Source organism: Sorangium sp. So ce321, assembly GCF_051530195.1.
Taxonomy (GTDB): domain Bacteria; phylum Myxococcota_A; class Polyangia; order Polyangiales; family Polyangiaceae; genus Sorangium.
Map to the genome: position 1 here is coordinate 5,934,336 of NZ_CP150329.1, position 24,764 is coordinate 5,959,099.

The 24,764-nt window shown below is 71.5% G+C and carries 20 protein-coding genes; 15 read left to right on the forward strand and 5 right to left on the reverse strand.

The features are described 5' to 3' along the window. Positions 1 to 44 precede the first annotated feature (44 nt). The 3 genes from WME89_RS21785 to WME89_RS21795 are packed head-to-tail and all read left to right on the forward strand — an operon-like array spanning position 45 to position 3,414. On the forward strand, positions 45 to 761 hold the full coding sequence (locus WME89_RS21785; protein ID WP_438011046.1) for an SDR family oxidoreductase: 717 nt from the start codon (positions 45 to 47) through the stop codon (positions 759 to 761). A gap of 30 nt (positions 762 to 791) precedes the next feature. Beyond that, positions 792 to 2,228, forward strand: a complete 1,437-nt coding sequence (locus WME89_RS21790) for a parallel beta-helix domain-containing protein (protein WP_438011047.1) — start codon at positions 792 to 794, stop codon at positions 2,226 to 2,228. Then, positions 2,203 to 3,414, forward strand: coding sequence for an SO2930 family diheme c-type cytochrome (locus WME89_RS21795; RefSeq protein ID WP_438011048.1), 1,212 nt, complete (start codon positions 2,203 to 2,205; stop codon positions 3,412 to 3,414). Before WME89_RS21790 ends, WME89_RS21795 begins: the two co-directional genes overlap by 26 nt. Here WME89_RS21795 and WME89_RS21800 read toward each other — a convergent pair. Further along, on the reverse strand, positions 3,396 to 4,211 hold the full coding sequence (locus WME89_RS21800; RefSeq protein WP_438011049.1) for an SRPBCC family protein: 816 nt from the start codon (positions 4,209 to 4,211) through the stop codon (positions 3,396 to 3,398). The two genes, WME89_RS21795 and WME89_RS21800, sit on opposite strands and share 19 nt — an antisense overlap. Before the next feature lie 350 nt (positions 4,212 to 4,561). Here WME89_RS21800 and WME89_RS21805 point away from each other — a divergent pair, with 350 nt between their 5' ends. The 3 genes from WME89_RS21805 to WME89_RS21815 all read left to right on the forward strand — a co-directional run bounded on the left by WME89_RS21805 (position 4,562) and on the right by WME89_RS21815 (position 6,447). Beyond that, on the forward strand, positions 4,562 to 5,506 hold the full coding sequence (locus WME89_RS21805; RefSeq protein ID WP_438011050.1) for a fibro-slime domain-containing protein: 945 nt from the start codon (positions 4,562 to 4,564) through the stop codon (positions 5,504 to 5,506). A gap of 206 nt (positions 5,507 to 5,712) precedes the next feature. Next, on the forward strand, positions 5,713 to 5,907 hold the full coding sequence (locus WME89_RS21810) for a hypothetical protein (protein ID WP_438011051.1): 195 nt from the start codon (positions 5,713 to 5,715) through the stop codon (positions 5,905 to 5,907). Between the two features lie 126 nt (positions 5,908 to 6,033). Continuing rightward, positions 6,034 to 6,447, forward strand: a complete 414-nt coding sequence (locus tag WME89_RS21815; RefSeq protein ID WP_438011052.1) for an ester cyclase — start codon at positions 6,034 to 6,036, stop codon at positions 6,445 to 6,447. A 41-nt stretch (positions 6,448 to 6,488) separates the two neighbouring features. Here the strand turns inward: WME89_RS21815 and WME89_RS21820 are convergent, their stop codons facing one another. The 4 genes from WME89_RS21820 to WME89_RS21835 all read right to left on the reverse strand — a co-directional run bounded on the left by WME89_RS21820 (position 6,489) and on the right by WME89_RS21835 (position 13,572). Next, the gene (locus WME89_RS21820; RefSeq protein ID WP_438011053.1) at positions 6,489 to 8,384 is read right to left on the reverse strand and encodes a family 43 glycosylhydrolase; all 1,896 of its coding nucleotides are present in this window, start codon (positions 8,382 to 8,384) and stop codon (positions 6,489 to 6,491) included. A 41-nt stretch (positions 8,385 to 8,425) separates the two neighbouring features. After that, entirely contained in the window at positions 8,426 to 10,399 is a 1,974-nt protein-coding gene (locus WME89_RS21825) for a family 43 glycosylhydrolase (protein WP_438011054.1), read from the reverse strand. Positions 10,400 to 10,675: 276 nt separating this feature from the next. Further along, positions 10,676 to 11,959, reverse strand: coding sequence for a hypothetical protein (locus tag WME89_RS21830; RefSeq protein ID WP_438011055.1), 1,284 nt, complete (start codon positions 11,957 to 11,959; stop codon positions 10,676 to 10,678). 74 nt (positions 11,960 to 12,033) lie between these two features. Then, complete coding sequence (locus tag WME89_RS21835) at positions 12,034 to 13,572, reverse strand: GH1 family beta-glucosidase (protein WP_438011056.1); 1,539 nt, start codon at positions 13,570 to 13,572, stop codon at positions 12,034 to 12,036. Positions 13,573 to 13,691: 119 nt separating this feature from the next. Between WME89_RS21835 and WME89_RS21840 the strand changes: the two genes are divergently transcribed. The 9 genes from WME89_RS21840 (at position 13,692) to WME89_RS21880 (ending at position 24,762) form a co-directional block, all read left to right on the forward strand. Further along, positions 13,692 to 14,660, forward strand: coding sequence for a quinone oxidoreductase family protein (locus WME89_RS21840; RefSeq protein ID WP_438011057.1), 969 nt, complete (start codon positions 13,692 to 13,694; stop codon positions 14,658 to 14,660). 147 nt (positions 14,661 to 14,807) lie between these two features. Continuing rightward, complete coding sequence (locus WME89_RS21845; RefSeq protein WP_438011058.1) at positions 14,808 to 16,310, forward strand: ATP-binding protein; 1,503 nt, start codon at positions 14,808 to 14,810, stop codon at positions 16,308 to 16,310. Positions 16,311 to 16,598: 288 nt separating this feature from the next. After that, entirely contained in the window at positions 16,599 to 18,149 is a 1,551-nt protein-coding gene (locus WME89_RS21850; protein WP_438011059.1) for an AAA family ATPase, read from the forward strand. A gap of 101 nt (positions 18,150 to 18,250) precedes the next feature. After that, positions 18,251 to 18,619 (forward strand): glutaredoxin domain-containing protein, encoded by a 369-nt coding sequence (locus tag WME89_RS21855; RefSeq protein WP_438011060.1) that lies wholly within the window; start codon positions 18,251 to 18,253, stop codon positions 18,617 to 18,619. Between the two features lie 443 nt (positions 18,620 to 19,062). Then, a complete protein-coding gene (locus tag WME89_RS21860; protein ID WP_437627144.1) occupies positions 19,063 to 19,983 on the forward strand; it encodes an ABC transporter permease in 921 nt (306 codons plus the stop codon). Between the two features lie 2 nt (positions 19,984 to 19,985). Continuing rightward, positions 19,986 to 21,053 (forward strand): ABC transporter permease, encoded by a 1,068-nt coding sequence (locus tag WME89_RS21865; RefSeq protein WP_438011061.1) that lies wholly within the window; start codon positions 19,986 to 19,988, stop codon positions 21,051 to 21,053. Between the two features lie 24 nt (positions 21,054 to 21,077). After that, the gene (locus WME89_RS21870; RefSeq protein ID WP_438011062.1) at positions 21,078 to 22,091 is read left to right on the forward strand and encodes an ABC transporter ATP-binding protein; all 1,014 of its coding nucleotides are present in this window, start codon (positions 21,078 to 21,080) and stop codon (positions 22,089 to 22,091) included. After that, positions 22,088 to 23,119, forward strand: coding sequence for an ABC transporter ATP-binding protein (locus WME89_RS21875; protein WP_438011063.1), 1,032 nt, complete (start codon positions 22,088 to 22,090; stop codon positions 23,117 to 23,119). The genes WME89_RS21870 and WME89_RS21875 overlap by 4 nt, the downstream gene beginning before the upstream one ends. 125 nt (positions 23,120 to 23,244) lie before the next feature. Continuing rightward, a complete protein-coding gene (locus tag WME89_RS21880) occupies positions 23,245 to 24,762 on the forward strand; it encodes a hypothetical protein (RefSeq protein ID WP_438011064.1) in 1,518 nt (505 codons plus the stop codon). Positions 24,763 to 24,764: the final 2 nt, after the last annotated feature.

The window sequence follows — 24,764 nt, forward strand, 5'->3', positions numbered from 1 at the left end:
GCGTCCCATGGTTTCCAGCGGGCGCCGGCGTTACCTCTCTGGCCATGAACCTTGAACAACAGCATGTCGTGGTGATCGGGGGCTCGTCGGGCATCGGCCTCGGCGTGGCGAGGGCCTGTCTCGCGCAAGGCGCCTCCTTGACGCTCGTGAGCCGCTCGCCCGAGAAGCTCGCCGGCGCCGCGGCGGAGCTCGGCGACGCGCGCCGCGTGCGCACCTTCGCCGCCGACGTGACGCAGGAGGCCGAGGTGCGGAGTCTGTTCGAGCAGCATCCGCCCGCGCGCCACGTGGTGGTGACGGCGGTGCAGGGCCACTATCAGCCGATCCGCGAGATGGATATCGCCGCGGCGCGGCGCCTGATCGACTCGAAGCTCGTCGCGGCGCTCCACGTCGCCAAGCACGCGCGGATCGAGCCGGGCGGCTCGCTCGTCTTCACGACGGGGATCGCGGCGGTGCGGCCGGGGCCGGGCGGCTCGGTCGTCGCGGCCGTGAACGGCGCGCTGATGTCGCTCGTGCGCGCCCTGGCCATCGAGCTCGCGCCGGTGCGCGTGAACGCGCTGTCGCCGGGCTGGGTCGACACGCCCGTCTGGGACTCCATCGCGGGCGGCGCCAAGGAGCAGCGCTTCGCGCAGCACGCGCGCCGCCTCCCGGTCGGGCGCATCGGCGCGCCCGCGGACATCGCGGACGCCGCGCTCTTCCTGATGGGGAACGGGTTCACCACCGGCGAGGTGCTGCACGTCGACGGGGGGCACCGCCTCGTCTGAGCCAGATGGCCAGCGCCGAGCGTCGCGGCGATGAAAGGGGAAGACGCCGAGATCAGCAAAGGAGCGCTCCCGCCTTCCACGCGTCCCGTGCAGCCTTCCGACGCGACTCGGCCGCTGGCGGAGGTGGACAACCTGGGCGCGCTCCAGTACCGTGAGGGCGTGAAATTCCATCGAAATTTCGTTCTGGGAGCCTGTCTGAGCCTGGCGGCGGCGGCGGTCGCGTGCGGCGACAGCGAGAACGGCGTGAATCCGATCAGCGGGGGTACCGGCGGCGCGGGCGGCGACGGCGGCAGTGGCGGCCAGGGGGGCGACGGCGGCAGCGGCGGCCAGGGGGGCGAGGATGGCTGTTCGGTCCGGCTCGCGCCGGGCGACGACGACACGACGACCGTGCAGACGGCGCTCATCGACGCCGAGCCCGGCGCGACGATCTGCTTCGAGGCGGGGACGTTCTCGTTCACCACCGAGGTGTCGCTCGACGTCGAGGACGTGACGCTCGTCGGCGCGGGCAAGGACGAGACGATCCTCGATTTCTCGGACCAGGACACCGGCGGCAACGGGCTGCTCATCCAGAGCGACGGCGTCACCGTGGAGGCGCTCCAGGTGCGCAACACGCCGGGCGACGGCATCCGCGCCGACAGCGTGCAGGGGATCACGTTCCGCGATGTCGCCGTGATGTGGGAGGCGGACGCCTCGGACGACAACGGCGCGTACGGCCTCTACCCGGTCGGCTCGACCGACGTCCTGATCGAGCGCTGCGTGGTCAAGGGGGCGCGCGACGCCGGGATCTACGTGGGCCAGTCGCAGGACATCCTCGTCGCCTCGAACGAGGCGTACGGCAACGTCGCCGGCATCGAGATCGAGAACTCGACGGACGCTGTCGTGCGCGACAACCACACCCACGACAACGCGGGCGGCGTGCTCCTCTTCAACCTGCCGGATCTGCCGGTCCAGGACGGCAAGCGGGCCAACGTGTACGGCAACAGGATCGAGAACAACAACGGCCCGAACTTCGCCGCCCCGGGCACCGTCGTCTCCGGCCTGCCGTCCGGGCTCGGCATCATGATCCTCGCGTCCGACGACAACGAGGTTCACGAGAACGAGATCCGCGGCAACCAGTCGGTCGCGGTGGCGATCGTGAGCTACAACGAGATGCTGCTCGGCGAGGTGATGAACCCCGATTTCGACCTCTTCCCGCAGGGCAACTTCATCCACGACAATGTCTACGAGGAGAACGGGGCGGACCCGCTCCCGTTCTTCTCCGAGTTCACGTCGATCCGGCCGATGCCCGACGTGGCGTGGGACGGGTGCACGGACGCGAGCGCCGAGGACGACGGCCACCTCACCAACTGCGTGTCCGAGCCCGAGGCCACGTACGTGAACTTCAACCTCTGCGGCGAGCTGCCGGAGGAGAGCCAGGATGTATCGGCTGTCGCGTGCGCCTATGATCCGCTTCCAGAGCAGCCTTAGCGCCGTCGTCGCCGCGAGCCTGGCGCTCGGGGCGCTCGCGGCGCCCGGCTGCGGCGAGGGTACCCCGCCGGTCAGCGCGCTGCCGCCCGATCCGCCGGATCAGCCCGATCCGCCGGATCAGCCCGATCCGCCGGATCAGCCCGATCCGCCCGATCCGGATCCGCCGGCAAAGGCAATGCCGTACGACACGCTGTCGGAGTACGGCTTCTTCGAGGGCGCGCTCGCGGACCTGAAGCCGGGCGCCGGCGTGGTGCCCTACACGGTCGCCGCGCCGCTCTGGGCCGATCACGCGGGCAAGGGGCGCTTCCTCGTGCTCCCGGAGGGCGAGAAGGTCGCGGTGGGCGAGGTGGAAGATTGGCAGTTTCCGCTCGGCACCATCGTGATCAAGACGTTCTTCCTGTCGCTCGATCGGCGCGAGCCGGAGGGCGCCGCCCGCATCCTCGAGACGCGCCTGCTCATCCTCGGGGAGAAGGGGTGGAAGCCGCACACCTACGTCTGGAACGAGGAGCAGACCGAGGCGACCCGCACCATCGCGGGCGCCCGGATCGAGCTCGACACGATCGATGAATCGGGGAGCCCGGCGCGCGCGAAGTACCTCGTCCCCAACACGAACCAGTGCAACAGCTGCCACGAGCGCGACGACCGCACCGAGGTGCTCGGGCTGATCACCCCGCAGCTGAACCGCGACATCATGGTCGACGGGGCGCCCCGGAACCAGCTCGCCTGGCTCGAGGAGCGGGGGCTCTTCCGCGAGCCTCTCGGGGCGCCCGAGGCGCTGCCGAGCTTCCCTGATCCCGCTGGCGACGCGCCGCTCGACGCCCGCGCCCGGGCATACCTGCACGGCAACTGCTCCCACTGCCACCGCCCGGGCGGCGGCGGCGGCGTGAGCGGGCTCGTGCTGCTCGGCTGGGAGACCGAGCCGTCCAAGAACGGCGTGTGCAAGGTGGCGGCCGCGGCGGGCGCGGGGACGGGCGGGAACGCCTTCGATATCGTCCCCGGGGCCCCGGACGAGAGCATCATGGTCTTCCGGATGGGCTCGACCGACCCGGAGATCAAGATGCCGGAGCTCTCGAATCGCCTCCCGGACGCGGACGGCATCGCGCTCATCCGCGCCTGGATCACCGGCATGGAGCCGAATGGCTGCGGCGACGCGCCGGCCGCGCCGGATCAGCCCGCCTCGCCCTGACGGGCGTCCGCCGCCCGTGCGGCTACGGGTGCTGCCGTCGCCGTCTCGCCCGTCTCCAGGAGCTGCCGCAGCCGCCGCAGGTCGCCGCGCAGCGCCGCCCTGGGCCCTCCGCCGCGGAGCGCCGTCACGACGCGGCCGAGCAGGCCGGAAGGGGGATCGACCTCGAGGACCACCTTCACCTCGGTGCCGCGCCCGAACGGCGACTTGGCCAGCGTCACCTCGCCCGCGCAGGCGCCCCGGTCGCGCGCCGTCTCACGCCAGGCGATCCGGCTGTTCGCGATGTCCTCGACGAGCGCCACCTCCCGCTCGACCAGCCTGCCGAGCGCCCCGGCGAGGAAGAAGCGATAGCGCCCCGCGCCGAGCTCGTGGACCTCCTTCAGCTTCTCCATGAACCGGGGCAGGTTCGAGAGGTCGCGCAAGAAGTGGTAGACCTCCTCGCGCGGCCTGCCGATCGTGACGCTCCGCTGAACGCGGATCGCGCCCCGCGCCCCGCTGGCGAGCGCGGCCGGCTGCGCGGCGTCGTGCGCGAAGAGCGGGCGCGCCGCCTCCCGGCGCGCTGTGTCGACGCCGAGCAGGCCATAGACATGGCAGCGGCCGGTCGCGCCGCGCGCGACGAGCGCCCCACCCAGGGCGACGAGCGCGAGCCTTCCGGGCCATCGCCGGCCGAGCCCATAGAGGAGCAGCGCGCCCCCGCCGAGCGCAGAGAGCGCCCTCTCCGGGCTGGCGACGTTCACCTTGCGACGAAATGCTCGTTCAGGAGGCGCGTGCAGCGGCTCGTTGATCAGGATCGTGTTCATCGTGTCTCCCGCGACGGATCGTCGGGGAGAGCTTTGCTGATCTGGACGGCCCCGGACGTTGGGCAGAGACGGAAAGAGGAGTAAGGCGTTCCCTTGTTGTCATGACCTCTCATCCCTCGCTGTCGACAGCGATTGTCGAGCTCGGCAGTGCGGCTGTCGCGGCCGCCTCCGCCGCGCGTCGCACGTGGCGCGCGCACGTCGACGCCACGTCACGAGGTTGCGCGGCCGTGGCCGTCGCCTCGGGCACGTCCCGCCAGCTCCAGCGTGGTTGAAGTAAATGGCCGCCACGCGACGCGGTTGACAAAAGTGATCCGGTGTGGTTGTCCTACAGCTTGCCAGGAGTGCTTCCCATGTCCCCTAGATCCTTCTTTTTGCTTACATTCGCCGTCGCCGCCATGGCGTGCTCCTCTGGATCCGGTGAGCCCGAAGACACGGGGGGGAGCGGCGACACGACCTCCGATCCTGGCAGCAGCACGGTCACCGGGACGCCGACGGGCGGCAGCGGCACCGGGGGTGTCGACGATATCGGCTCCATCTCGGGCGGCAACGTGACCGTGGGGGCCGGCGGCGCCGGCGGCGGCGACAGCGAGTGCAAGAGCGTCCTCAATGTCGTCTACCGCGACTTCACAGGCATGCACCCGGACTTCGAGATGGACTTCCGGGGCGACGGGGTTCGCCGCAAGCTCGTGAAGCCGGAGCTCGACGCCGAGCAGAAGCCGCAGTTCCTCGACTCGGTGGGCTGCCCCCCGAACCTGCAGACGCCGCTCGACTGCCAGGAAAACGCGACCGCGAACCAGCTCGTCATCAACGGCAAAGCTACGTTCGACCAGTGGTATCGGGACGTGCCGGGGGTGAACATGACCTTCGAGAAGACGCTCGAGCTCCACGAGTCGGCGGCCGGATCGGGTCAGTTCATCTTCGACAGCTCGGATTTCTTCCCGCTGCTGCCGGACGAGGGGTTCGGGATCGACCCGCCCAACGGCAAGAACCAGAACTTCAGCTTCACCACCGAGATCCACCTCAAGTTCGGCTACGTCGCCGGCCAGGAGTTCAGCTTCCGGGGCGACGACGACATGTGGATCTTCGTCAACGGCAAGCTCGCCCTCGACCTCGGCGCCATGCACGGGCCCGAGTCGGGCGTGATCGACTTCGATGCGCAGGCCCAGTATCTGGGCATCTACCCGGGCACGACCTACAACATGGATATCTTCCACGCGGAGCGCCACACCGACGGGTCGAACTTCCACATCGAGACGAACATCTCCTGCTTCGTGCCCGTCGACGTGCCGCGCTGAGGCGCGTCAGTCTTCCGGGCAGGGGGGCTCCGGGTCGGGGAGGGGGGCTCCGGGTCGGGGCATGACTGGCCCTCGACCCAGGGGCGCGTCTGCTCGCATCCGCTCACGTCGTCGAACGTGTTCCCGGTGACGAAGCCGGGCCCCGGGGTGCCGTCCACCCGCGGGTGACGCCGTGGCCGGCGACGTGGCGGATCGTCGATCGCTGGATGAACGCGCTGCTCGGCGCCTCGCTGAAGATGACGGCGCCGTTGAACGTCGTGACAGATGGGCCTCTCCGGCGTGCCCACGGCGCGGAGGACGCCGCTCGCCGCGAGCTCGCCGGTGAAGTGCTCGATCTGCATCCGGTTGCCCGGCTCGACATGGCGGGCGACGGCGGGGCAATGACGGGTGACTACGGGTGACTACGGGCGACTACGGGTGACGACGGGCGCAACCTGCGCGGCGCCCGCCGCGCAGGGAAGGGGATGGACATCCCCACGCACGCGGATGTACTGTGTAAATTTATGATCGGAGGAGATTTTACACAGATGTCCGCTGAAGCGAACAAGCAGCTCGTTCGACGTCACCTGCTCGAGGCCGTGACCCAGCGCAGGCCCGAGCTGTGGAGCGAGATCATGCACCCCGAGTTCACGGTGCATCACCCGCTCTGCAAGCCCGGACGTGAGGGCTATATGCAGCTGCTGACCCTGTACTGGCAGGCGTTCCCCGATGTGGTCATCGAGCTGCTGGACCTCGTGGCGGAGAACGATCTCGTGGTCGCCCACTACGTCGAGCGCGGGACGCACCTCGGTCCGCTCTTCGGCGCGGAGCCCTCGGGCAAGCGCTACGAGAAGCACGGCTTCGCCATGTACCGGATCGAGGACGGCCAGCTCCGCGAAGCGTGGCTGCAGGAGGACGACAAGGGCTTCTTCGATCAGCTCGGGCTCCAGGGCTTCGCCTGAGCGCCGAGTCGACCGGCGTCCCCGCGGGCGCTCGATGGGCCTCAGGGCTGGCGCGCCGGCTGCGCCATGCGGAACGACGCGAACCGCGCGGAGGCGCCGCTCGGGCCGATCGCGAAGAGCGCCGCGCGCACGCCGCGGTCCCAGGGCGGCAGGTCGGCGCCGGCCTCGGAGTCGACGATGCCGCCGAGCGGGGCCCAGTCGGCGACGCCGTCGGCGCGGATCGCGAAGCGGAAGAGGTGCCCGTTCGCGACCGTCATCCGGAGCTGCGCGCCGCCGGTGGCGCTCGTCTCCGCCACCACCTCGCTGGCGCTGTTCGCGAGGCGGAAGACGGCGGCGATCCCGCCGCCCACCGAGATCCCGACGGCGCTGGCGCCGTCGCCGTACGCCGCGAGCCCCGCCTGGACGTCCGGCTCGACAGCGAGCTCGGTCGTGACCTCGTAGTCGCCCCGCAGCGTCGGGCGCCCGACGACGGCGCCGAGGTGGCTCTCCGGGGCCTCCGGCGCTGCCTGCAGCGTGAGCCACCCGCCGTCGGCCGGATCGAGGGCCGCGCCGGGGGGCGCCGCCGCGGGCCACTGCCAGTGCGGGTCGAGCGCTTCGCCGTCGAACTCGTCGACGATCTCCGCGGGCCACGGCGCCTGGGGCGCGATGGGCGCCTCGGCGGTGGCGCTGGGGCCGTCGCCGCCTCGGATCGTCGGCCAGCCGTCGGCCCCGAAGATCACCTCGTCGAGCAGGCCCTGGCGGCCCACGTACACCGAGTCCTCGACGCTGTACGCGTGGTAGAGCAGGAAGAACCGCCCGCCGCCGTCGTCCACCACGCTGCCGTGGCCGGGGCACTTCCAGACCTCGTTGCCGGCGAGGATCGGGTTCGCGGGGTTCTTCTCCCAGGGCCCGAGGAGGCCCGGCGCGCGCGCCACGCCGAGCGAGTAGCTGCACGATTTGCCGCAGCAGCCCGCGCCCGAGTAGAAGGCGTAGAAGTGGCCTCCATGCCGCATGAGATAGGGCCCCTCGACGAGGTTCGCCTCCCACGAGGGCTCGTTCTGGAACAGCGCGACAGGCGCGCCGAGGAGCTCGGTGCCGTCCTCCGAGAGCTCCTGCGCCCAGAGGGGCGTCGGCGCTCCGACGCTGTTCCCATCCTCCTTCCAGACGAGGTGGCGGACGCCGTTCTCGTCGCGGATCGGGAAACCGTCGATGGATCCGACCTCCATGCACGTGAGCGGCCCGTGGTCGGTGTACGGCCCTTCCGGCGCCTCGGCGCTGGCCGCGGCGACGCACAGCGGGCCGCCGTGCTGCCGCGCCGTGTAGAAGACATGGTAGCGGCCGCCGTCCTCGCTGATCTCGGGCGCCCAGAGGCTCCCTGAGGCCCAGGAGGGGAGCTCGGAGAACACGGAGCCCACCCGCTCCCAGTTCACGAGATCCGTCGAGTGGAGGAGCGGGAATGGCGCGCCCCACTCGGAGCTCGTGGCCGTCGCCCAGTAGTCGTCGCCAACGCGGATGACGGAAGGGTCCGCGAAATCCCCCGGGATCACCGGGTTCGTGTACACGGCGCCGCCGCTGCCGCCGCTGCCGCCGCTGCCGCCGCTGCCGCCAGAGCCGCCGGTGGCGCCGGAGCCGGCTGTCCCGCCGCCGGAGCCGGCTGTCCCGCCGCCGGAGCCGCCATCAGAGCCGCCGGTGGCACCGGAGCCGGCTGTCCCGCCGCCGGAGCCGCCATCAGAGCCGCCGGTGGCGCCGGAGCCGGCTGTCCCGCCGCCAGAGCCGCCGGCAGCGCCCGTCGCGCTGCCGCCAGGCGGCTGGGCGTCGGTGCCGCACGCGACGAGCGCCAGCGCGAGGACCGCCCCGTCGACGAGGCGCGCCGCCGCGCCTCGCCGGCGCTGCGGGCCGCGCGCCCCGCCGCGAGGGGCAGTATCCCGGGAACCAGCGTAGACAAGACAATCGTTCATCGTCATGCTCTCACTCGGCGCGTCTCGCTCGGCGCGCCCCGTCAATGCTGCAAGCGATGGACGCGGACATACGCGAACGTCGCAGGCCACGTGGTGCCGTCCGGGGCCCCCATGGACACGAGCCCGATCTGCGCCTCTGCGCCGAGCTCGTGGGTCCACGTCCCGCCCCGCACCCACGTCTCGCCGTCGAGGCTCGAGTACGCCGTGTAGCGCTCGCCGCCGTCGCCCGAGCGCCGGATAAGCCTGAGCCAGACCGTCCTCCGGGTGGCGGCGAGGACCATGCTGCCGTACCGCGGATACCCTGCCTGCGCCGGGGCGACCTCCTTGGCGAACTCGATCTGCCGCGTGTCCCAGCTCGAGTAGCTGACGAGCTTCACGAAGCTGTCGTCGTCCCGGTAGATGACCAGCCCCGCCTGCGCGAAGTTGAAGCAGCACCCCTCGGGCGGCACATCGAGGGTGAGCTTCGTCTCGACCATGTAGTCGTCGGCGGGCGCCGGCTCGAGCAGCACCGAGGCGCTGTCGAGGTCCTCGAAGAGGTCGGCGCTCTGGGTGTTCCACCGGAGGCCGCCGCCGCTCAGGCCGAACGTGCCCGCGGCCGGCTCGCGCACCCAGCGCCACTGGGCGCCCAGCGCGGCCCCGTCGAGCTCGTCCGAGTAGGCGTCGAGCGCCGCGCCCGGCGCGTCGTCCGCCGGCGGCTCCACTTGCTGATGCCCCCGGTCGCCCTCGCGCGCGGCGGGCGCCGGCTGCGGCGAATCCGACGCCCACTGGCCGCCGCGAACGGTCGGCCACCCGTCGATCCAGTCCAGCCGATCCAGGAGCGGCTGTCGCCTCGTCCGGAGGCCGTCGCCGGTCTCCTCGAGGTACGGCTCGAACCGATCGACAGCGTGGTAGACGGTCCAGTCCTGGCCGGCGAGATCGGTGAAGACCGCGTTGTGCCCCGTCCCGACCCAGCGGTTGCCGTTCTGGGTGAGCACCGGCGTGCCGCCGACGCTCGCCGCGAGCAGCGGGACGCCCTCTCGATCGACGAAGGGGCCGAAAGGGCTCTTCGAGCGCCCGACGAAGACGCTGTATCCCGAGAGCGGCCCGCTGCAGCAGCCCGCCGCCGAGCCGAAGAGGTAATAGTATCCGTCGCGCTGCACGACGTGGGCAGCCTCGTACCGGTTCGGGATGGCGACCTCGGTCTGGCTCAGGGGGTCGGCGACGAGCCCGTCCTCCGACAGCGCGCGCACCGAGATGCCGCCGTAAATGCCGCCGTAATAGATGTACCGCTGTCCGCGCTCGTCCGTGACGACGCTCGGGTCCTGGACCGATCGCCTGGACCCGGAGCAGCACGGCGCCGGGTGCGGCTCCACGACGGGCACCTCCTGCTGCACCCACGGCCCGGCCGGGCTGTCGCTCGTCGCCACGCCGATGGCGCTGCCGCCCCCGATCACCTCGGTGATCGTGTAATAGAGGTGGTATCTGCCGTCGACGCGCTGGATATCCGGCGCCCTGAGCACGGCGTTCTCCGCTGCATACCCGGGGAGCGCGTCGAGCGCGTCGCCGGCGTAGGTCCACGCGACGAGATCGTCGGACCGCAGGATCGGGAGCAGGTGCTCGCGCAGGGCCCCGCCCGCCTCCCTGTCGTCTCCGTCGAGCGGACCCGAGCTGCAGAAGAGGTACCAGCGCGCGTCCGCGGAGGCCTCGCCGCCGAGGATCGCGGGGTCCGGGCAGCTCACGACCGCCCCTCCGTCGGGAATGCTGATCGCGAGCGGGTTCGTGTACGTATCGAACGCCTCTCCGCCGCTGCCGCCGTGCCCGTCACCGCCGCTGCCGCCGTGCCCGTCACCGCCGCTGCCGCCGTGCCCGTCGCCCCCGCTGCCGCCGTCGCCCCCGCTGCCGCCTGCCGTGGCGCCCGTGGGGGGCGCAGGCTCGGTGTCATCCCCGCAGCCGCCCAGGAGGAGCAGCGAGGTCGCGATGAGCGTTGAAGCGCAGCGCTGGCCCAGGCGTCGAGACGAGACCAGGCATCGCACCATCCGCTCCTCCTCCTCCGTGCAGCCGCTCGGCAGATGCGTCGTTGATGACGAGGGAGACGCGCGGCCTCTGCGACACGAAGTAGGCAGTGGTACCGCGTGCGCTGTCAAGCTGCATGGCGCGCGCAAACGAGGCGCGGAGCGCGTGAGATGACACAGCGCCACACAGCACCCGAGTCGCGGCCGTCCATGCGGTGAGCGCCGGGGCCTCTCTGTCCGTGAGCGGTATGCCCTCGATGGAAGGCCTCGTCCGCGGCGATACCCGAGCTCGCGCCGAGCTCAGCGGCCGCAGGCGTCGAGGATCGCCAGCGCCTTCTCCCAGCTCGCCTTCGGCATGGGAGGGTCGCGAAGCTCGATCGTCACGAGGTGGCGATAGATCCGGATCTGGCCGCCGCCCGCCGGCACGTAGGTGTAATCCCTGTCCTTGGCCAGGTAGTCCGACTCGTTGACCCGTGGCTTGATGCCGAAGCCCGCACCGACGCAGGCGGAGATCTGGTCCTGGTGCTCTGCGATCATGCCCTTGCCGAGAGGGCCGATGTACACGGTCGACAGCCTGGCCCCGCGCGCGTTCTCCCAGTTGAACTCCGCCTCCCCGAGCCACGGGTGAGCGAGCGGGACCGAGTACGCGAGACGGCCGCGCTTCACGGGGAAGGCGCCGGGGAACACCTTCTTCACCGCGGCGGCGCTCGCGTCGACGTCCGCCTCGACGTCGACCTTCGCGAGCGCGGTGAGCGGGTATCCGCCGCCGAGGTGATCGCGCACGGCCGCGGCGTTGGCCTGCACGGGCAGCCCGAGCGCGGCGCTCTGGACGACGCTCCACATCGCCTCGACCTGCTCTTTCCAGTGCGGATTGCCCTGAGCGCCGCGTTCCGACGGGGCGTCGACGCTCACGTGGAGCACGCCGCTCGTGGGGCCGAAGTTGAGCGAGGCTCCGCTCCAGTGGAAGTGCTCGCCGTTCCACCGCTTCGGCAGGAGCTTTTCCAATCGGCTCCGCACCTCGCCGTAGGCCGGGTGGGCAGAGGGGCAGCTGAGGTAGAACTGGCGCACGTGATCCGGGTGGGCAGGGTCCCACTCGAAGGAGATCGCGCTCCACGCCGGGCCCGACAGCGGCACCCGCACGATGGCGCCGTTGAGCGTCGCGCCCGGGAGCTTCGCGAGATCCTGCGCCCGCTCTCGCATCGTGACGGCGGCGAGCTTCTCCGGCGCGAGGCCGCCCGGCCCGAGCGCGCGGCCGCCCGGCCCGACGAGCCCCGTCGCGCGGCGGCCGGTCGAGGCGGTCGCCGTCATGACGGCGCCGATCGCGACCGGGAGCGCCGCCCCGAGCAGGATCAGGACCAGGATCAGCGAGCGCGTGCGGTGGTAACGCAGCGTCACGCGCGAGTCGGCCGGGACGTGGACCGGCGGCGTCCACCGGGCCGGAGGACGCCAGTCGGGCGGCGTCCGGGGGGCCACGGTGCGGAGCGACCCGGCAGCGCTGGTGGTCCCGCAGTAGCGGCAGCGCGCCGTGCGCTCGCCGTCGCGGACGTCGAGCGGCGCGCCGCAGTGTCGGCACTCGAGCAGCATGGCTCAGCGTACACCAACCCGGTATACGCAGCGAGCCAAACGCCCGGCCACGGTCCGAGGCGCGGGCCCGGCGATCAGCCGGTCACGTTGTCCCAGGCGACGGCGGTGGGCCCGAGGAGCGAGCGGCCGCTCGTCGCGATGACCTCCTTGTACCACGAGAACGAGTCCTTCGGGATGCGCCGCTGGGTCTTGTAGTCCACGTAGACCAGCCCGAAACGCTCCTTGTAGCCCTCGGCCCACTCGAAGTTGTCGAGGAGCGACCAGGCCCAGTACCCGAGCACCGGGACTCCCTCCTTGACCGCGCGCGCCAGGCCGAGGAGGTAACGGTGCATGAGGTCGATGCGCTGCGGGTCGTGCACCTTGCCGTCGAGGAACACCTGGTCTCGCGTGGCGGTGCCGTGCTCGGTGATCCCGATGGGCAGCTTGTAGCGCTCCCAGAAGTACCTGGAGCCCCAGTACAGCGTGCTGGGCACCACCTGCAGCCAGTCGAGCGTCGCGCGCGGGTAGCCGGGCGGGGACGCGACGCGCTCGGGCTTGCCGTCCTTGCCCTGCCGCCACGTGCCGGACGTGTACATGTTGAGGCCGAGGTAGTCGAGCGGCCGCTTGATCTCGTCGAAGTCGCTGGCGGGGAAATCGGGCACGTCGTTGCCGAAGAGCTTGAGTCCGCTCTCCGGATACCGCCCCTCGAGCACCGGGCTGATCCACCAGGCGTTGTTCCACGGGTGCCGCTCGTACACCGAGAAGATCGCCTCGCGCGCCGCCTCGACGTCGGCCGTGTCCTCGGTCGCCGGGCGCTGCACCTGGGTCGCGAGGACGTACCCGACCTTCGCCGCCCTGGCCGCGGCGCGCAGGGCGTCCACCTGCTTGCCGTGGGCCCGCATCTGGTTGTGGGCGGCGGTCAGGTAGTCCCGGTACGGGAGCTTTAGCCCGGGCGCGAAGTTCCCGTCGAGGAGCGCGTTGCCGATGAAGGCCTGCGGCTCGTTCTGCGTCACCCACCAGGGCACGCGGTCGCCGAGCCGCCTGGCCACGACGGTCGTGTAGTCGGCGAACCACTCGGCGACGTCGCGCTGGAGGAACCCGCCGCGCTCCTGGAGCGCCTGGGGGAAGTCCCAGTGGAACAGCGTGCACATCGGCACGATGCCGAGGCGGAGCAGCTCGTCGACGAGGCGATCGTAGAAGTCGAGCCCCTTCGCGTTGACCTTGCCCGTGCCCTCCGGGAGGACCCGCGTCCACGAGACGCTGAAGCGGTAGCTCTTGGCCCCGAGCTCCGCGAGCAGCCCGACGTCGTCCTTGTAGCGGTGGTAGTGATCGCAGGCGACGTTGCCTGTGTGGCCCTCGAAGGTCTTCCCGGGGGTGTTCGAGAAGACGTCCCACACGGAGGGGCCGCGGCCGTCCTCGGTGGCGGCGCCTTCGATCTGGTAGGCCGCGGTGGCGGTGCCCCACAGGAAGTCCGCGGGGAACGGCGCGGCGGTGGTGTCTGCCGGGCCAGCGCCGGCCGAGGCGGCCGGCGGAGACGCGGGCGCGGCAGGTGGCGCCGCTGCAGCGGAGAGGGTGGGGGAGGCTCCAGAGGCGTTGTGCTGGGTGAGCGACTCGGAAGGATTCGAAGCGGGCATGGGTGCGCATGATCCACGGCGCCCGTTGGACAGCAAGTGGGCAGCAAGTGGACAGCCACGGCGTCGCTGCTTGCGCCGACCGCTTGACGGCCGGGTCCGGCTCGACAACATGGGGCGGCATGCGCGCGATCCTTCCGAGTGCCGCCGGCGGCCCCGAGGTGATGAAGCTCGAGGAGCACCCCACGCCGGTGCCGGGCCCCGGTGAAGCCGTGGTCCGCGTCGAGGCCGCCGGGGTGAACTTCATCGACATCTACCAGCGGAGCGGCCAGTACAAGATCGAGCCGCCCATCCCGCTCGGGCTCGAGGGCGCGGGGCGCGTCGAGGCGGTGGGGCCGGGCGTCACCGAGGTGAGGGAGGGCGACGAGGTCGCGTGGTCCGGGAGCCCTGGCTCGTATGCCACGCACGTCCGCATCCCGGTCGCGAAGCTCGTCCCCGTGCCCGCGGGCGTCGGGGCGAAGCGCGCCGCGGCGGCGATGCTGCAGGGCATGACGGCCCACTACCTCGTGCGCTCCACGTTCGCGCTCGGGCCCGGCCACACGTGCCTCGTCCACGCGGCCGCGGGCGGCGTGGGCCTGCTCCTCTGCCAGATGGCGAAGCGCCTCGGCGCGCGCGTGATCGGCACGGTGTCGACCGAGGACAAGGCGCGGCTCGCGCGCGAGGCGGGCGCCGACGAGGTGATCCTGTACAGGCAGGCCGACTTCGAGGCCGAGGCGCGCCGGCTCACGGGCGGCGCCGGCGTCCACGTCGTCTACGACGGCGTGGGCAGCGACACCTACGCGAAGAGCCTGGGCGCGCTCCGCCTGCGCGGCACGCTGGTGCTCTTCGGCCAGGCGAGCGGCGCGGTGCCGCCGCTGGATCCGCAGATCTTGAGCCAGAAGGGCTCGCTCTACCTCACGCGACCGACCCTCGCGCACTACACGGCGACGCGCGAGGAGCTGCTCGAGCGCGCCGGCGACGTGCTCGGCGCGATCGCCCGCGGCGAGCTCACCATCTCGATCGGCGCCACGTACCCGCTGGCGGACGCCGCCGAGGCGCACCGCGCGCTCGCCGGCCGGGCGACGACGGGGAAGGTGCTGCTCATCCCGTAGCCCGTAGCGCCGCTCGAGAGCGCGCCTCACCACGATCTCGAAGGTCCGCTCCGACGCGACGAAAGCGGCGCTGATTTCTGGGGTAGACTCCGGCCGGTGTCTCGCTGGTTCAACACGGCCGGTGCCTGTCTACCGGCAGACCATTACATGCTCCCGACGCATCGCCGCCTGCCTGACGTGCGCCGGCTCGTCGAACAGCGGGAGTCGTTCATCGTCCACGCGCCCCGTCGGGTCGGCAAGACGACATCGTTCCTCGCGCTTGCCGAGGAGCTCACGGCGGAGGGGCGCCACGTCGCCCTCCTCGTGTCCACGCTCGCCGGAGCGGATCGGCCGGACGAGCCCGGCGCGGCCGAGCTCGCCATCCTTCACACGCTCGAACAGGCCGCCAGGGCGCAGCTCCCCCCGGAGCAGCAGCCGCCTCCGCGGCCCGACGCCCAGCCGGGCGGCCGCCTCGACGCCGCGCTGCGGGCATGGGCGCGGGCCCTGCTCAGGCCGCTCGTCCTCTTCCTCGACGACGTCGATGCCTTCCGGGACAGCGCCATGGACGACGTGCTGCGGCAGCTGCTGCGGGCCTCCCTGGGTCAGCCAGCTGCGGCCGCCCCCTGGACGCTGGCCCTCCTCGGCCTGCGCGGCGACGCCGAGCGCTCGAGCGCTGCCGCCGGCCGCACGGATCCTGGCGCGCCGGAGCCGCTCCCCCGCGGCGTCCGCTCTATCACCCTTCCCGACTTCACGCGGGATGACGTCGCCGAGCTCTACCACCAGCACACGGAGGCGACCGGCCAGCGCTTCGAGCACGCGGCGGTGGAGCGGGCGTTCGCGCTCAGCCGAGGTCAACCGTGGCTCGTCAACGCGCTCGCCAAGCTGCTCGTCGAGCAGCTCGTCCCCGACCGCGCCCACCCTGTCGCGCTGGCCGACGTCGAGCGCGCCGGAGAGCTCCTGCTCGCCACGCGCGGAACGCCCCTCAGCCGACTGGCCCATCGGCTGCAGGAACCGCGGCTCCGGGCGGTCTTCGAGCCGATGCTCGCCGGCACGACGCCCGAGGCGCTCCCGGAAGAGGACGTCCGCCTCGTCGCGCACCTCGGCCTGGTCCGCCTGGAACCAGGGGGGGCCGTGGAGGTCGCGAACCCCATTTACCGGGAGCTGATCGCGCGCACGCTCGCGCTGTCGTCGCGCGCGTCGCTGCCGCACCTCCCGCCGACGTGGCTGCGGGCGGACGGACATCTGGACCTGGAGCGGCTCCTTGGCGCGTTCGTCGGCTTCTGGCGACGCCACGGCGAGGCCCTGCTCGCCTCGACCGCGAGCCCCGAGATCGCGCCGTACATGGTCATGACCGCGTTCCTGGACCGCGTGGCGAGCGGCGGCGGAACGCTGGAGCGAACGTACGGCATCGGCAGGGGCCGGATGGACCTCTGCCTGCGCTACGGGCCGGAGGTGCTCGGCCTCACGCTCAAGGTGTGGCGCGACGGGGGCGCAGCCCCGCTGGCCGAAGGCCTGGAACAGCTCGAGGATCACCTCGCCGGGCTGGAGGCAAGGGCAGGGTGGCTGGTGCTCTTCGATCAGCGAAACGGAATTCCGCCTGTGGAGGAACGGATCTCCGTGACGCGACAGGAGACACCGACCGGACGCGCCGCGGTCGTCCTCCTCGCCTGACAGCGGCCTTCGCGGGTCACTCGCCGCAGATCGGGCCCGGTCCATGTCTCATTCCTTTACATGACAAAATTTACCATTTCCGATCCTCTTTTCTTTGAGACCGTGCGTCTGGTGGAGGTTCGACGCTGCATTGCATGAGCGTGAAAATAATTCTCATCGGCTGCCATCGAGGTGGACCGAGGCTTTGGAGCCGGCGCTCAGCGCGACAATCGACGGTGGTCGGGACCAGTCAAGCTCGGCCAACGTGGTTTCGAGCCCGAGCGCGGAGGCCTGTGCTATAGGCGTCCGATGCCCCGTTGGTTCAACACCACCGGCGCCTGCAACCCGGGTGATCACTACATGCTCCCAACCTGGGAGCGCCTGCCGCAGGTGTCCCGGTTGATCAACCAGAAGGAGTATTTCGTCGTCCACGCGCCGCGCGGTGTCGGCAAGACGACGTCGCTCCAGACCTTCGCCAGAGAGCTCACCGCGAAGGGCTCTCATGTCGCCGTGCTCATCTCGATGCTCGAGGGGGGCGACAACGTGGAGGACGTCGGCACCGCGGAGCTGGCCATCCTGTCGAGCTGGCGGCGCAGCGCCGAAGAGGAGCTCCCGCTCGATCTCTGGCCACCCCCCTGGCCCGATGCGCCGCCGCGCGACCGGATCGGCGCCGCCCTGAACGCCTGGGCGCATGCCGCGCCGAAGCCGCTGGTCCTCTTTCTCGACGAGTTCGACTCGCTGCGCGACAGCGTGCTGCTCTCGGTGCTCCGGCAGATCCAGGTGGGACACCGCCATCGACCCCGCGGGTTCCCCTGGTCCCTGGCCTTCGTCGGCCTGCGCGACGTGCGCGACTACCGGCTCGCCTCGGACGAAGAGGGCCGGCGCGGCACGCCGAGCCCGTTCAATATCGTGGACAGGTCGATCACGCTCGACCCCTTCGACCGGAGCCAGATAGCGGAGCTCTACGGGCAATATACGCAGGAGACAGGGCAGCTCTTCGAGCAGTCCGCCGTCGATCGCGTGTTCGAGCTCACGCGAGGACAGCCATGGCTCGTCAATGCGCTCGCCCAGAAGCTCATCTGGGAAACGGTCCCCGACGGCCGCACGCCGATCGCCGCGGACCACGTCGATCGTGCCAAGTCAGAGTTGATCCGGGAGAGGCGCACGCACATCGATTCACTCGGTGAGCGGCTGAACGAGCCGCGGGTCAAGGCGATCATCGAGCCGATCCTCGCAGGCACTACCCTGAGCGGGCCGCGAAACGACGATATCCGCTACGTCCAGGATCTTGGACTCGTGCGGATGGGCGAGTCGGGGGGCCTCGAGTCCGCCAACCCCATCTACCGGGAGATCATCGTCCAGGAGCTCACGTTCGGCCCGCGCGCCGCGCTGCCGCAGATCGAGCCGACATGGCTGGAGCCCGGTGGCCGGATGAATGTCGAACGGCTGCTGGAGGCGTTCGTCGCGTTCTGGCGCCGGCACGGCGAGCCGCTGATGCAGTCGGCGTCGTACCATGAGATCGCGCCGCACCTCGTCCTGATGGCGTTCCTCGATCGCGTGGCCGAGCGCGGGGGCACGCTGGAGCGCGAGTACGCCATTGGATCGGGGCGGATGGACCTGTGCTTGCGCCACGGCCCGGACGTGGTGGCCATCGAGATCAAGGTGTGGCGCGACGGGCGGAGGGACCCGGTGGAGGATGGACTTGAGCAGATCGACCGCTACCTGGCAGGTCTGAGCCTGCTGCGGGGGTGGCTGGTGATCTTCAACCAGCGGAAAGAGCAACCTCCCGGGGAGCAGCGGGTCACCATCGAGACCCGGACGACACCTGGAGGGCGAACGGTGTCGGTCGTTCGCGCCTGACAGCGCTCGACCTGGGTCGCGAGGCCCTTTAGCGCCTTGCGGATCCCCCCATTGACCCTGCCACCTCCGAGCCGGTAGGCTGCCGGCGCGGAGGTGCACACATGATAAACGAACGTCCCACGCTTGCTCCCGAGAAGGTGTCCGAGGCGGTGAAGTCTCAGGTCGCCAGCTTTCATCGCGCCGTCGTCGACGAGGCCGCGGCCGCGGTGAGCCGCGACCGGGTGGTCGTCGTCGGGATGGCCCAGAATCCCTTCGTCAAGAAGGCGCGGCAGCTGCTCGATGGAGAGGGCGTGAAATATACCTACCTGGAGTACGGGAGTTATCTCTCCAAGTGGAAGGAGCGCCTCGCGCTCAAGCTCTGGGCCGGCTTCCCGACGTTTCCCATGGTGTTCGTCGACGGCGTCCTCGAAGGCGGTTACAACGATCTGGTCAAGCTCCGCGATCAGGGCAAGCTCAAGAAGCAGCCGTGAACAGGCGGGGGACCTGGCGGCTCGGCGGGTCAGGGCGGGAGCGGGGGCGCCGGCAGCGGCGGTGCCGGCGTACACGAAGGATCTCTGCGTCTCGCCCCTCGGCACGGTCGCTCTCACCGGCACGGCCCACGGGTCGGTCAACTTCGGAACCGGCCCGCTCCTCGCCACCCATCCCTCGGACCCCTTCTTCGCGGCGTTCACCCCCTGGCGCCGGTCGCACGAAGCGCGCCGAGCGCGCAGGCCGGCTCGACCGCAGTGGCGCGAAACGCCGCGGTCGATCGGCGGTTCCGTGGTATGCGGAGAGGCGCGGCGCGTCGCTCGGGATCGTCGCCGCGCTGAACGACGGCAGCACGGAGGCACCTCGTGACATCGCTCGGGATCCACGGAAGACGGCGGGATGACGAGGGGAGCGACGCGGCGAGACGGCCGGGGGGCGGCGCCCCGTGAGCACCTACGCCATCAAGCGGCTGCTCTCGATCATCCCCACGCTCCTGATCGTCGCCACCCTGGTGTTCGTCCTGGTGCGCATCGTGCCGGGCGGCCCGTTCGACCAGGAGCGGGCGGTGCCCGTCGAGGTCCAGCGGCAGCTCGACGCGAAGTACCACCTGAACGATCCGGTCCTCAAGCAGTATGGCGACTGGCTCCTTGCGCTCGTCACGAAGGGCGACCTCGGCCCGACGTTCAAGTACCCGAACCGCACGGTCAACGAGATCATCGCGCTCAGCCTGCCCGTGTCGATGCAGCTCGGGTTCTGGGCGATGCTCTTCGCGCTCGCGATGGGCATCCCCCTCGGCGTCATCGGGGCGATCCGCCAGAACACATGGAAGGACACGGCGGCCATGGCGGTCTCCATGGTCGGCCTCAGCGTGCCGCGGTACGTGCTCGCGCCGCTGCTCATGCTCGTCTTCTCGCTCAAGCTCTACTGGTTCCCGGTGGCCCGGTGGGAGACGTGGCGGCACATGGTGCTCCCGGTCATCTGCGCCGGGCTCCCGGTGGCCGCCTACATCGCCCGGCTCACGCGCGGCGGGATGCTCGAGGTGATCCGCTCGGACTTCATCCGCACCGCCCGCGCCAAGGGGCTCTCCGAGCGCAAGGTCGTGCTGAAGCACGCGCTCCGGGGCGGGCTGCTCCCGGTCGTGAGCTTCCTCGGCCCCGGCTTCAGCGGCCTGCTCGTCGGCTCCCTCGTCGTCGAGAAGATCTTCAACATCCCCGGCATGGGCCGCTACTTCGTCGAGGCGGCCACGAACCGCGACTACAACCTCGTGATGGGGGTCATGCTCGTCTACGGCTTCCTGCTCATGCTCTTCAACGCGATCGTCGACGTGGCGTACGCCTTCATCGACCCGCGCGTGGAGCTGCGCTGACCATGCCCCCCGCCGCCCCCCCGCCGCCCGCCGCCGAGCCCGGCGCCTCGCCCGCGGCCCCGGGCGACCTGCCCGCCGTCCCTGGCGGCGCCGCGCCGCGCCCGGCAGGCCCGCTGCGGCTCGACGCGCTCGAGCAGGGGTCGAGCCTCGGGCGCGACGCGTGGCGGAGGCTCCGCAAGAACCGCGCGGCGGTCGCCTGCGGCGCCCTGCTCATCGCGATGATCGTCGCCTGCGTCCTCGTCCCCGAGCTCTCGAGCTACCGGTACGACAAGGCCGACCTCAAGCTCGGCGCGGAGCCGCCGTCGCTCGCCCACTGGATGGGCACCGACTACTTCGGCCGCGACATGATGGCGCGCGTCTTCTTCGGCGGGCGCATCTCGTTCGCCGTCGGCATCGTCGCCACGCTCGTGAGCTTCGTCATCGGCGTGAGCTGGGGCGGCGTCGCCGGCTACTTCGGCGGCAAGATCGACGCGATCATGATGCGGATCGTGGACGTGCTCTACACGTTCCCGTTCCTCATCCTCGTCATCCTGCTCATGGTCTTCTTCGCGAACGACCAGACGGTCCTCTACCGCGCCTGGAAGGCCGTGCTCGGCGTCGTGGTCAAGGACCCGTCCGACCCGAGCTATTTCCCCATCTTCCAGATCGTCGTCGTCTTCGCCGCGCTCGGCGGCATCTCCTGGCTCACGATGGCCCGCATCGTCCGCGGCCAGGTCATCGCGCTGCGGAGCCAGCCGTTCATCGAGTCGGCGCGCTCGATCGGCGTCGGCCACGCCGCGCTGATCTTCCGGCACCTCGTGCCGAACGCGCTCGGCCCGATCATCGTCTACACGACGCTCACGATCCCCGAGGTGATGATGACCGAGGCGTTCCTCAGCTTCCTCGGCCTCGGCACGCAGGAGCCGCTGTCGAGCTGGGGCCTGCTCGCGTCCACGGGCGCCGACGCCATGGACCTCTACCCCTGGCAGCTCATCTTCCCGGCGTTCATGCTGGCGCTCACGCTGATCTGCTTCAATTTCCTCGGCGACGGGCTCCGCGACGCCCTCGATCCGCGCATCCGAAAGGACTGAAGGGCCCGCCCGCCCGAACGGACCATGCTGCTCGAGGTCAAGAACCTGAAGACGCACTTCTTCACCGAGGAGGGCGTGGTCCGCGCGGTCGACGGCATCTCCTTCGGCGTCGATCGCGGCGAGGTCCTCGGGATCGTCGGCGAGTCCGGCTCGGGCAAGAGCGTGACGAGCCTCTCGCTCCTCCGGCTCATCCCCGACCCGCCGGGCAGGATCGTCGGCGGCCAGATCCTGCTCGAGTCCGAGCGCGGCATCGTCGAGGACCTCGTCGAGGCGAGCGAGGCGCGGATGGAGCGCATCCGCGGCGACCGGATCGCGATGATCTTCCAGGACCCGATGACGTCGCTGAACCCCTACATGCGCGTGAGCGAGCAGCTCATCGAGGTGCTCGAGCTCCACCGCGGCATGAGGCGCGCCGAGGCCCGCCGGCGCAGCGTCGAGATCCTGCAGGCCGTGGGCATCCCCGCGGCGGCGTCGCGGATCGACGACTACCCGCACCAGCTCTCGGGCGGGATGCGGCAGCGCGTGATGATCGCGATGGCGCTGCTCTGCGACCCCGATCTGCTGATCGCCGACGAGCCGACGACGGCGCTCGACGTCACGATCCAGGCGCAGATCCTGGACCTCATCCGGGAGCGCAAGGAGGCGCTCGGCGCGGCGGTCCTCCTCATCACGCACGACCTCGGCGTGGTCGCGAAGATGGCCGATCGCGTCGCGGTCATGTACGCCGGGCGCATCGTCGAGGAGGGCCCGGTCGGCGCGATCTTCCACGCCCCGCAGCACCCGTACACGATCGGCCTGTCGCGCTCGATCCCGCGGCTCGACGACGCGCGCGGCGCGGACCTCGTCCCCATCCCCGGGATGCCGCCGTCGCTCGCGCGCCTGCCGCCGGGCTGCCCGTTCCACCCGCGCTGCGCGCACGCGGTCGCCGTGTGCCGGGAGGAGGCGCCGCTGCCGCGCGTCGTCTCGGGCGAGGGGGACAGGAAGGCGCTGCACGTCGTGCGGTGCCATGTCGAGGACGTCGCCGGACGAGCGCCATGACCACCTCCGCCGCCACCCCTCCGCCGAAGGGCGCCCCGCTGCTGTCGGTGCGCGACCTCAAGATCCACTTCCCGGTGCGGCGCGGCCTGCTCCAGCGGCAGGTCGGCACGGTGCGCGCGGTCGACGGCGTCTCCTTCGACGTCGAGCGCGGCGCGACGCTGGGCCTCGTCGGCGAGTCCGGCTGCGGCAAGTCGACGACCGGTCGGGGGATCCTCCGCCTCGTGCCGCCCACGTCGGGGAGCGTGAAGATCGACGGCCGGGAGGTCCTGACGCTCGAACCGCGCGCGCTGCGCAAGGCGCGCCGCGAGATGCAGATGATCTTCCAGGACCCGTACGCGAGCTTGAACCCGCGCATGACGGTCCACGACCTCATCGCCGAGCCGCTCTTCACGCACGACCTCGTGGGGTCGCGGGACGAGGCGCTCCGCGAGGTGGGGCGCCTCATGGAGATGGTGGGGCTCTCGCCGTCGTACATGCGGCGCTACCCGCACGAGTTCTCCGGCGGCCAGCGGCAGCGCATCGGCATCGCCCGCGCGCTCGCCCTGAGGCCGAAGCTCGTGATCGCGGACGAGCCGGTCAGCGCGCTCGACGTGAGCATCCAGGCGCAGATCGTCAACCTGCTCGCCTCGCTCCAGCGCGAGCTCTCGCTCACGTACGTGTTCGTGGCGCACGACCTCGCGGTAGTTCGCCATCTGTCAAGCGAGATCGCGGTGATGTACCTCGGCCGGGTCGTCGAGCGCGCTCGCCCAGATGCACTATTCCGTTCACCACAGCATCCGTACACGCAGGCGTTGCTGTCGGCGATCCCGGTCCCGGATCCTGACGTGGAGCGCAAGCGGCGCCGGCTGACGCTCGTCGGCGAGGTGCCGAGTCCGCTGAATCCGCCGTCCGGGTGCCATTTTCACACCCGCTGTCCTTATGCGATGGAGCGGTGCAGCATCGAGGCGCCTCTGCTGGAGGAGCGTCATCCTGGGCACTGGGCTGCTTGCCACCTCACCGAGTTGCCCACTGCCCCTACGCATCCGTGAGGTGATCCGACGGCGCGTAGTGCCCGACATCGGTTGAGCCCGCTGTCCAGACATGACGGGGAATGTCCGATGGCAGGATTTTCCTGACCTGTGTTTGGGGCAGGGAGGTTAGGATCCTTGGACCGATGCCGCGCATTTCTGACGCCACGCTTCGCGCCCAGATCCCGACAGCCCTCCTCATCGGCGGCGATCAGGCGCTGCTAGCGCGCTGCCAGGCGGCGGCGATGGATGTAGGGATCGTCGTCAAGGCGTGCCCTGTCTCGATGGCCGCGGCGCTGGCGGAGGAGCGCAGGCCGGTGGTCATCGTGGTCACGGCCTCGACCTACGCGCTCGCGCCGGAGGGGTTCGAGGAGATCGCGCGCGACGTGGTGAGCACGCTCGTGCGGGTCGACGAGGCGCTGACGGACGAGGAGCTCGAGGCGATGCTGACGACGGCGGCGCGCGAGAGCCGCAAGCAGCGCACGAGGCAGCTCACGCCGGGGCGCTACTCGCTGATGCCCGCGGACGAGGGGGCCTCCGAGCCGCGCTCGGAGCGGTGGAGCATCGGCGTGATGACGCCGTCGCGGCGCGAGGCGGAGTCGACGCCGCTGCCGCGCTCCGGTCCGCGGAGCGCGGGCGCGCCGGAGCTCGCGTACCGCGACCGCGTGGCGGCCGCCGTGGCGGCGCCGCCGCCGGAGCGCTGGGGCGCGGGGGCGCCTGCGGAGGGGGCGCGCCGGCCGAGCGAGCCGGCGGGGCCGCAGTCGGCGCGCCTCGGGGTCATGGCGGGGTTCGGGGCGGGGCCGTCTTCATCGAGGCCGCGCCGCGATCCGCCGGCGCCGGCGGGCGTCGTGTACGCGCGCCGGGAGCCGTCGGAGCCGCCCTCGGCGAGGGGCGTCGCGTACGCGCGGCGGGACACGCCGGTGCCGGCGTCGCGGCCTGGTGGGGCGTACCCGCGCCGCGACACGCCGGTGGTGGGCTCGATGGGCGCGCAGCCGGCCGGGGCGCCTCCGTGGCGGGAGGGGCCGCCTGCCGCGCCGTATGCGCGGCGGGACACGCCGGCGCCTGCCACGCAGCCGGCCGGGGGGTACCCGGGGCGGGAGGGGCAGGCGGCGGCGCCGAGCTCGCGGCGGGAGGGGCAGGCGGCGGCGCAGGGAGCGCGGCGGGAGACGCTGGCGCCGTCGTCGCAAGCGGCGGCGCCGAGCTCGTGGCGGGGGGCGCAGGCGGCGGCGCAGGGAGCGCGGCGGGAGACGCTGACGCCATCGTCGCAGGCGGCGGCGCCGAGCTCGCGGCGGGAGGGGCAGGCGGCGGCGCAGGGAGCGCGGCGGGAGACGCTGGCGCCGTCGTCGCAAGCGGCGGCGCCGAGCTCGCGGCGGGAGATGCAGCAGGGCGTGGCGGAGGCTTGGCGGGAGACGCCGGTGCCGGTCGTGCAGCGGGCGGCGGCGTCTCCGCGGCAAGAACCGCAGCCGGCCGCGGCGTCCTCGCAGCGAGAGGCGCTGGCGTCAGGATCGCAGGGAGACGAGGCGCAGGGGCGTTGTTACCCGACGCCGCCGCCGCCGAGCTCGCACCGCGCGCCGCCGTCCTCGCGCAGAGCGCAGTTCCACGTCGACATCGCGCTCCTCTTCGATGAGCGCGGCCTGCCGCGCGCCGACCCGGAGGCGAAGTAACG

Excerpts from the sequence above, each read along its gene's own strand:
- WME89_RS21785 (WP_438011046.1), top strand. The coding sequence starts at position 45 with ATGAACCTTGAACAACAGCATGTCGTGGTGATCGGGGGCTCGTCGGGC.
- WME89_RS21790 (WP_438011047.1), top strand. The coding sequence starts at position 792 with ATGAAAGGGGAAGACGCCGAGATCAGCAAAGGAGCGCTCCCGCCTTCC.
- WME89_RS21795 (WP_438011048.1), top strand. The coding sequence starts at position 2,203 with ATGATCCGCTTCCAGAGCAGCCTTAGCGCCGTCGTCGCCGCGAGCCTG.
- WME89_RS21800 (WP_438011049.1), bottom strand. The coding sequence starts at position 4,211 with ATGAACACGATCCTGATCAACGAGCCGCTGCACGCGCCTCCTGAACGA.
- WME89_RS21805 (WP_438011050.1), top strand. The coding sequence starts at position 4,562 with ATGTCCCCTAGATCCTTCTTTTTGCTTACATTCGCCGTCGCCGCCATG.
- WME89_RS21810 (WP_438011051.1), top strand. The coding sequence starts at position 5,713 with ATGAACGCGCTGCTCGGCGCCTCGCTGAAGATGACGGCGCCGTTGAAC.
- WME89_RS21815 (WP_438011052.1), top strand. The coding sequence starts at position 6,034 with ATGTCCGCTGAAGCGAACAAGCAGCTCGTTCGACGTCACCTGCTCGAG.
- WME89_RS21820 (WP_438011053.1), bottom strand. The coding sequence starts at position 8,384 with ATGAACGATTGTCTTGTCTACGCTGGTTCCCGGGATACTGCCCCTCGC.
- WME89_RS21825 (WP_438011054.1), bottom strand. The coding sequence starts at position 10,399 with ATGGTGCGATGCCTGGTCTCGTCTCGACGCCTGGGCCAGCGCTGCGCT.
- WME89_RS21830 (WP_438011055.1), bottom strand. The coding sequence starts at position 11,959 with ATGCTGCTCGAGTGCCGACACTGCGGCGCGCCGCTCGACGTCCGCGAC.
- WME89_RS21835 (WP_438011056.1), bottom strand. The coding sequence starts at position 13,572 with ATGCCCGCTTCGAATCCTTCCGAGTCGCTCACCCAGCACAACGCCTCT.
- WME89_RS21840 (WP_438011057.1), top strand. The coding sequence starts at position 13,692 with ATGCGCGCGATCCTTCCGAGTGCCGCCGGCGGCCCCGAGGTGATGAAG.
- WME89_RS21845 (WP_438011058.1), top strand. The coding sequence starts at position 14,808 with ATGCTCCCGACGCATCGCCGCCTGCCTGACGTGCGCCGGCTCGTCGAA.
- WME89_RS21850 (WP_438011059.1), top strand. The coding sequence starts at position 16,599 with ATGCCCCGTTGGTTCAACACCACCGGCGCCTGCAACCCGGGTGATCAC.
- WME89_RS21855 (WP_438011060.1), top strand. The coding sequence starts at position 18,251 with ATGATAAACGAACGTCCCACGCTTGCTCCCGAGAAGGTGTCCGAGGCG.
- WME89_RS21865 (WP_438011061.1), top strand. The coding sequence starts at position 19,986 with ATGCCCCCCGCCGCCCCCCCGCCGCCCGCCGCCGAGCCCGGCGCCTCG.
- WME89_RS21870 (WP_438011062.1), top strand. The coding sequence starts at position 21,078 with ATGCTGCTCGAGGTCAAGAACCTGAAGACGCACTTCTTCACCGAGGAG.
- WME89_RS21875 (WP_438011063.1), top strand. The coding sequence starts at position 22,088 with ATGACCACCTCCGCCGCCACCCCTCCGCCGAAGGGCGCCCCGCTGCTG.
- WME89_RS21880 (WP_438011064.1), top strand. The coding sequence starts at position 23,245 with ATGCCGCGCATTTCTGACGCCACGCTTCGCGCCCAGATCCCGACAGCC.